Annotated in this window: 4 protein-coding genes; 3 read left to right on the top strand and 1 reads right to left on the bottom strand. The window is 41.7% G+C overall.

Annotated features, from left to right (window positions below; translation table 11 throughout):
* The 3 genes from IPP74_13985 to IPP74_13975 form a co-directional block, all read left to right on the top strand.
* Positions 1-222: hypothetical protein (locus tag IPP74_13985; protein MBL0320380.1), on the top strand; the 222-nt coding region annotated here is incomplete at its 5' end.
* A gap of 137 nt (positions 223-359) precedes the next feature.
* Positions 360-650, top strand: a complete 291-nt coding sequence (locus IPP74_13980; protein MBL0320379.1) for a hypothetical protein — start codon at positions 360-362, stop codon at positions 648-650.
* Between the two features lie 307 nt (positions 651-957).
* Positions 958-1,197 (top strand): hypothetical protein, encoded by a 240-nt coding sequence (locus IPP74_13975; GenBank protein MBL0320378.1) that lies wholly within the window; start codon positions 958-960, stop codon positions 1,195-1,197.
* Positions 1,198-1,418: 221 nt separating this feature from the next.
* Here the strand turns inward: IPP74_13975 and IPP74_13970 are convergent, their stop codons facing one another.
* Positions 1,419-8,666, bottom strand: a complete 7,248-nt coding sequence (locus tag IPP74_13970) for a S8 family serine peptidase (GenBank protein MBL0320377.1) — start codon at positions 8,664-8,666, stop codon at positions 1,419-1,421.
* Positions 8,667-8,671: the final 5 nt, after the last annotated feature.

The raw sequence follows: 8,671 nt of genomic DNA, 5'->3' as shown, positions 1-8,671 counted from the left end.
CTAATCGGGGATGTTGTTGATTATATGAATTCTCCAAAGATTAAAGATATGGTGGTCGATATAGAATGCATAGACTGTTCAGATATTGCATCAAGTTTGTTAAAGATGGCAAACGGAAAGGGATATATTATTGAGGTTACGTCTACAGGTAAAACGCCACTAATATTATATGAAAATGGCGAGATATCGGATGTTGTTAACGATCCATTTGAGTTATCATGAAGTAACCACAGATGGTCAATATGTCCATGGTCCTAGAACATCTGTTAAACCAATACCTTACGGTGATTGGTTAAAGCAAATAAAAGGGCTTAATCCAAAAGGTGTTAATATCAAAGTAAAGTAAGTGGGAGATGATTATGTCAGATAATGATTTATCGTTATTAGGAAAAGTTATATCAAGTTTTGGACAATTTGAATGGAGACGAGGGGGTTCAGTGGATCCCAATTGGCAAAAAAGACATCCCGAACGAAACTATAATTCTTATCCATATTTTTTCTCATGGCGATATAAAAATCCTAACCCATTGATAGATCAAGCAATTATTGATGCCGTTGAAAGTTTTAGAGGTAATGTGAAGTGGCATGTTTTACACAAACATAGAGATTTAGGCGGAACGAATTGGTGCATAGAACCAAGAAAAGCATGAGTATAAAAGAAGGAAAGAATATGGCTTCACCTGGGCTTGATGGACGATATGCTAGCTCCCGATGTTACATCGCAAAATACGAACAGAATGGGGGAATTGGCGGAATCCAGATATTCCCGATTTAGCAAAACATATTGAAGAGTACGTCACAAAAAAATGCAGTGATATATTGAGAAAATTATGAACGAATAAGCTAGAGGATATTCTCGACAAAGGACAAAATTTAGATATCGTTAGTCCATGGAACGAATCAGGTTATTACTGCATACCCAGGAAACGGATTGCCAACCCCTAAAGGTCCCAAATCATGATGAATAATGACTGTGCAAAAATTAGAGAAGTCCGTCCTGTTTGTAGACAAGGACGCCTATTAATTGCTATTGAGAATACATCTCCGGTTCATTTTTTTGGTTTCGCGATCAACACCGCGTTGGGTAAGCTCTCAAAAACCATCTTTCATGCCTCGTTCAAGCTACCAGCATCAGGGAAAGATATAACCATATTTAACCACTTATCTGCAGATCAAAAAAAGTTGATCAATCTCTAAAACTCGTTTCGGGTGTCCCATTGACGAAGACAGGAAAAAGCAGCCGCCGCAGCTCCCGTAACGGTGACGGGTTCAACCATATTCCAGCCCTTTTTAGGATTATACTGGAGTAGGTATACCATTTCATTGTGACAATTCTATGACAAATTTGGGAATGTGCAAAAATCACTAGCATGATCTGTGCAATTAAAAATTAATCCGCACTTCAAGGAATTATTATTTCAAATAATATCAAAATCCCACACACTAACCTGACTAACCTGAAGAAGCGTCAACGAATTTCCACCACCTAAATTAAACACAGCATTTCCATCTTGATAACTCAACGCAGCCATGGCTGCAGCTTCAGTTGAATAGATAGCAGATGAAAATTGCATTAAGTCACCACCCTCAAGCCCCGCACCTTCAAAATCATTAATAGTATCGGTTCCTATATCGGTAGAAAGCAAAAACTGGAAGAGGTCATTGCCCGCATCACCCCATAAAGAGTCACTATGTTTATCACCTAAAATTGTATCGTTACCCTCTCCAGCATGAATACTGTCATTATTTTGACCACCTTGAATCAAATCACTACCACTTCCTCCGATAATGACATCATTGCCGGCATTTCCCTGCAATGAATCGTTATCTTCACCACCGTCTAAGGTATCATTTTCTGTTCCACCCGTAATGATGTCAATGCCAGTTCCGCCTATTAGGGTATCGGCTCCTGAGGCACCATTAATAGTATCATTTCCTCCTCTGCCGTCAAAATTATCATTCCCTGCAGTACCATTATAGAGGTCATTAGTGGAAGGTTCTTCGGCTATAGTCAGCGTGAATGTCGTTGAAATTTGGCTATGCGGATCATTAGCTGTTAATGTAATGGATATAGATCCTGCGTCATGTACTCCTGGAGTACCACTAAATGTCCGGTTTGCTGAATCAAATACGAACCATGCTGGCAAGGGACTACCACCTGCTTGGGTTGCCGTATACGTGAGCACATCCTGATCTGCATCAATAAATAAATCAGCACCAAACGTATAAGTAAATGGATCACCTTCTATTGCCGATAATACACCAATGGTGCCATTCACCTCAGGAGCATGATTAATAAGCTCATGATTATATTCACCCACGGTCAAATCAAATATTGTGAATGTAGTCCGCTCCCCATCATTTGCTACGAGCTTAATCGAAAGCAACGCTGTATCTTCCACGGATGCTATTCCAGAAAAACTCAGTGAATTTGGATTAAAAACAAGCCATGAAGGCAATGGATCACCATTACTTAATACAGCCGTATACGTAAGTGGGATCCCTTCTGGATCAACAAATAAATGGTCTGAAACCGCAAAATTATACTCAAGCCCAATATCTGCATGACTTGATTCTATCTCACCTGTCAGGATTGGAGCTTTATTATAATTCAAAATATCAAGCACAACTGTACCTGTATCATTATGCCCTGCACCATCTGTAATCGTATAGGTGAAACTATCCTGACCCACAAAACCGGCTTCTGGCGTATAACGATACCCTCCATCTGACTGCTGAATCAAGGTTCCGTGCCCAGGTAATGAAGACAAGGCTGAAAATATAATAGTGCCGCCACCTGCAATAGCATCATTTGCGATTAAATTTTCTGATTTAAAATCATAAACTTCGTCTTTAATGACTTCAATATGATCATCATATGCGGTGATAGGCGGCGGTGCGAATATGAAATCACCGCTATTGCATTGCGCCGGTACGATACCAATAACCGTTAATTGGTGTTGAGTTCCTTGGTGCGTTAGGGAAATAAGTGAGGAAGCCACCATTGAACTTTGGCCGTTTACGGTTAGCTGCACACTTGTCGCTGTTATCTGTAGATCCTGAATACCTCTCACTTCAGTAAATTGCTGTAAATCAATTTGTTCAAGTGAGTTATTAATATCAAAATCTTTAATAAAACGCGTACCAACGGCATCAGCGGCAAGACTGGATAAAACAAAAAGATCATTACCACTTCCGCCTTCTGCACCATCCTGGTCGCCAATGACTAATATATCATCTCCACTATTTCCAACAAGCTGATCCATACCTCCATTTCCAACGATACTATCATTTCCAGCCCCACCATCTAAGGAATCATTACCGTCTTTTCCCCATAATGTATCATTGCCATCTTCACCAAAAAGCAGGTCATTATCCAGACCACCATAAAGCACATCATTTCCCGCGCCTGCATATACAATATCAGCCCCAGATTCACCTCTTATTTCATCATTGCCTAAACTTCCATACATGGTATCTGCATCAATGCCGCCATAAATCGTATCATTGCCCGCAGAACCATAGAGTAAGTCTCTACCGGCATCCCCTTGAATCCAGTCATTACCGCCTAGCGTTGAATTGCTATCAGGCTCGCCTGACATAACATCATTGCCATCACCACCATAAAGGCTGTCATTCCCATAACTGCCACCCATGACATCATCCCCTGCATCGCCATAAAGGATATTAGTACCTGTCGTTAATATGGAATAATCATCATCACCAACTAAAACGTCATTGCCATCACCGCCATGAATTTCATCATTATCAGTGTTGCCATAAATCGTATCATTGCCTACACCGCCCCAGATTAGGTCATTTCCAGCGCCACCCGCTACGCTGTCGGCGCCATCTTCCCCGTAGATCGTATCATTGCCACCTATGGGTGCCAAATCATCCAAATCACCGCCTAATGTATCATTACCTGTTCCCCCATAAATAATGTCGCTGCTATTTCCTCCCAGTAAGTAATCATTCCCTGCAAGGCCGTATAAAATCCGGCTTGAATTACCTTGCCAAGCAAAGTTGTCATTTCCGCTTGTGCCACTATAAGATGGATAAAGTGGCACATCACTGGCAAATTCAAAATGCGCCGCCGTCAATTTCGACAGTGTCACATTTTTTAAAAGCAGTTTTTGATTATCGGGTAACTGAATAAGCGTATCGCTTCCCTGTTGGGTTTTAGTAAGCGTAGCAAAGCTTAACCCTGTATACCCTTCCAGTATGATTTTTTCTCCTGATTGCGTTACAGAAAAATCGGTAATAACATCGGTTTGTCCCGCCTCTTTCTGAATCACAAAACCATCGATTCCTGCACCTCCCGTAAGCGTGTCTGCACCTAAACTTCCAATTAAGGTATCATTACCCTGGTCACCACTGAGACTATCATTTCCCCTGCCGCTAAAAAGTAGATTATTGGATGTATTCCCAGTAATCGTATCATTTCCATCCCCCGTATAGGCATGTTCAATCACAGACGAACTGCTAATTGTAAAACTCATATTTCCCAACTGGGAAAGAGCCGATTTATTCAGGTTAACGGATACATTCTTAGAAATAGCGGCCGTATTAATATTATCCTCTCCGGTTGTATCCGTAATCGTAACCGAACCGCTGCCTTCATTCGTAAACACATAGGTGTCATGGTTATCGATGGGTTTACCATAGGCTTTAAATTGCCAATCATGCAGGACGCCAACATCATTACCCGCCGCATCTGTAATTTCTAACTTCCATGTACCGGCACTTTTCTCTCCCCTAAATTGCTGGCTTGAAAAAGTGAAATGAAGTTCATCATCCGTCAAACCCTTATCGGTTGCTGCACTTCCTGGAACTTTACCTGGCCGGTCTGCCAGGACACTTCGGGTACCACTAGGCGAAATTAACGTAATCACTAAATCACCCATATTGGTATGATCAATATTGACGGTCAATTCAACTGCTTCTATTTCAACTCCTTTGGAGATATTTAAAGTGGAAGTAACGGTTCTATTGTCTTGAATTGCCATTTGTGGTGTAAGCGATCCTGTGGCCGCATCATAATTAGGCGCGGCATTGACTTCCGTCCAGGTTTCAGCAAGGCGTACGGCTGCCAATGCGTCAACTTCACCATAGCCATAGTCTTTACTGAAATGCATACCACCACCATTCCAGTTAGCCGCTTTATTCGTCATCCAAACTGTATTAGGGTCATTTACTTTTTTAGCGGTTAGCGCCAGGATATCCTGCACATCCCTGAAACCAAGATTTGGATTAGCTTCCAGCATCAGCGCAACAATGCCAGAAACAATAGGAGCCGCGAATGACGTTCCCTCAGCTACTTGATAATCGCTGCCAAAGGTGGAACCATTTGCATTTTCAAGCAATTGCCCTGTCGAAGTTATATGCGACCCAGGCGCTGAAATAAGAATCGATGATCCGGGAGATGAAAAGGGCGAAACAGGTTTTTCCAGTGAACCAATATCTGCATTTTTATTCACCGCTCCTACAGTAATCGAGAACGGTGAATTCGTAAGGTTGGAATAATTGGAATTTCCGCCCTCTGCCCGGTCATTACCGGCACTCACAATATTAATCAAACCCAAACCGTTGCGGCCATTCACCGCCATATAGGTATTTATTTCATCAAAATTATAGTCCGTAAAATTATTAACGGTAAATATCCCGTCAAATCCCCAACTGTTATTCACAATATCGTATTTTAAATAATCTTCAGCCGTTGTTTCTCCAGGAATAAACTGTTCTGTGCCTAATTTTGCATCATAGGCAACACCTACTCCACCTTCCAGGTTCTTTTCAGCAGCAATGATGCCAGCCACCATGGTTCCATGTGTATTTATTTCGCTTGGTTCATACGTACGGTTTTTTGAATCCGTTACTATATTGGCATCTAAATCCGGATGGGTAACATCAACAAAATCCGCTTCCATCACCCCAATCTCTACTCCTTTTCCCGTATAGTCTTTCCATACGGGAATGATATTTGCTTCCGTCAAATACCATTCTTTCATAAAAAGCGGATCATGCGGCATATTGGGTGTTCGCAGCGTAACAAAGCCTTTCATCGTTTCTTGTTGCGTGCTAGCGGATGTTAAATAGACAAGAGCTTGATTATTAGCGCTGTCTGCCACCACATATTTAAATGACATAACGCCATTATAACCTGCCTGCGGCGTAAATATCACATTACCACTGTTTAGGGTTGCCGTACCACCAAGTACATCAGTGATCTGCGTGATATGGAGTACATCATGCTGAAAATCAACATCATTTCCCAGTAATTGCGAAGCCGTAATCGTATAAGAGCTGCTGGTGCCGTTAATATCGATCATATCTGCTTCCGGCATGGGAGCTGCCATCGTAATGGAAATACTGTCGACATTCTTAAAGCTTAGTTTTTCAATATTCGTAAGCAGTGCCGTGCCGTCACCATCACTGCGTTTATCCGATACCAACGTACCTTCTGCTAACGTTTGAAACGTATAATCAGAAACATTACCTGAGAATTGCGCCGTATCGGTTCCCTCACTACCATCGATAGTATCATCACCTTTTTCGCCTATGAGGATGTCATTGCCTTTACCACCTACCAAGGAATCGGCGTCTTGACCACCATCGAGGTAGTCATTGCCATCACCACCCAGCAGAATATCTTTCCCTTTATGACCACGCATCAAATCATCGCCAAAGCTTCCATCTAATAAATCTTCACCATCTTCACCGGATAAAACATCATCCGCGCCCCCACCCGTGATTAAGTCATTGCCAAATCCACCGCTAATAAACTGGTTTGTATGGCCATTACCAATAATGACATCATTCCCATCTCCACCTTGAACCGCTTCAATATTTGCTTTGTTCAGATCGAAGAAAACTCCTTTGCTATCAACAAGTTGAACGACATCAAACCCCTCTCCACCATCAATATTATCCTGAATATCATGGGAATCAATGATTAGAAAATCATTGCCTGCACCACCCTCTAATGTATCACTTCCTAAAGCACCAATCAGCCAATTGCTGCCCGCGTCTCCTATTAATTCATCATTTCCGCCACCACCGTAGATATTAGTAACTCCCTCCAAGGCAGTCTCTACTCTTGCACCCGCATCATTTCCGATCACAAAACTTTTAAAGCCACTTTCATCAGACATTTTCCAGCCTTCACCATCCAACTGCCATTCATATCCATCAGGATTTGCAATGAATCCGATAGAATAAGCCTGCCGCTCCTGGCCGCTTGCAAGTGTATAAACACCCTTAGCTTGGATATTATTACCTTCCAACACTTCACCATCCGTTACCTCGTGTGTTGTGTTAATACTCACGACCCCTAGTTCAGTCAGTGTTTTCAATTCGCCCTGATCTGTTAAACCATCATGATTGGCATCAACCCATACTCGCAATTGTTGATAGGCACTGTCGCGGTTATCAATCTTGCCATCATGGTTGCCGTCAAGCGTAGCGAGTGCCTCAAATCCATTGTGTACACCACTGGTATAATGTTCCGATAGCATTTCTGATATATCATTAATCTTGCCATCGCCGTTTTTATCCATAACCACAATACCATCGCCACCCGTGACCCAACCGGTTAACTCCTGGTGTGAATCGCTATCAATATTAAATAAAACCGGGTTTTCTTGAAAACTAGTCAACTCAATCCCATTCCCATCCAAATCCAAAATAAGAGGATCAATATTCACAAGTGTGATCGATGTATTATGGTTGCTGTCTATACGGGCAAAACTTGCTGCCATATGAACCAAAAAGGAATTATAATCATCCTGGGATTCTTGGTAAGCCTCAGACATTCCTGGAATTTGGAAAACAAAATTATTGACGTTACCACCAAGAGAGCCAAAAAGGTTTGATCCCGAAAGCTCACTTCCCCCAGGCCGGTACCAATCCGATGCAAAACCAGCCGGTACCGTATTAAAAAACCCATCTCCATTTAACACATTAAAATTCATCCAGGCACTGTAGTTTGAACCGCCAATCACAATACCTGTGGTGTATGCGTTCGTCAGATCACCGACACGGTCATTGCCAATGGTTAGATCAAAAAGTGAATTATTAACATTTGGTCCGGTATAAGTTTCATGATTATTCGCAGTAAGACCCGATATCATATCAATAAATACGTCAAACCCTATATCGTAATCACTATCTGAAAGAACATGATCTCCAAAGAGATAAATCGCATTCCCTTCATTATCATGAGGTAAAATAGGTACTAATCCAGCAGATTTCATTAACTCAAACATTACTGAGTTGCAATTATTGCCAAATACTTCATAATCATAACCATGATCATTTATCTCTGAACCTTTTGCACGCATAGAGTTGAAGAGTGCCATAATCTCCGCACCTGTGCCGGTGATTTGGGTTTGGTAGTAATGGGTGGAGGGAGAGTCATTTACGTCATACCAATCATGATGAATAGTATCAGTATTAAAATTGTACGGAACAAGCGAGTCGGCCCCAACAACAAAAACATCACCAGAAAGTACATTTCTTCCTTCAGGACCAGCACGTAAGATATATCTACTACCATCGCTAAATTGGGCAATAATATAAGTATGATAACCAGCCTCATACTCTGAGATATCGATTTCTGGCTTTGCTCCAATAATTATCGCTCCATAAGCGGGCACTTCTGACATGATTC

The organism is Alphaproteobacteria bacterium (assembly GCA_016722515.1).
Classification (GTDB): Bacteria; Pseudomonadota; Alphaproteobacteria; order Rickettsiales; family JADKJE01; genus JADKJE01.
The sequence above is the reverse complement of the archived record's forward strand: the minus strand, read 5'-3'. Positions and strand labels throughout refer to the sequence as shown.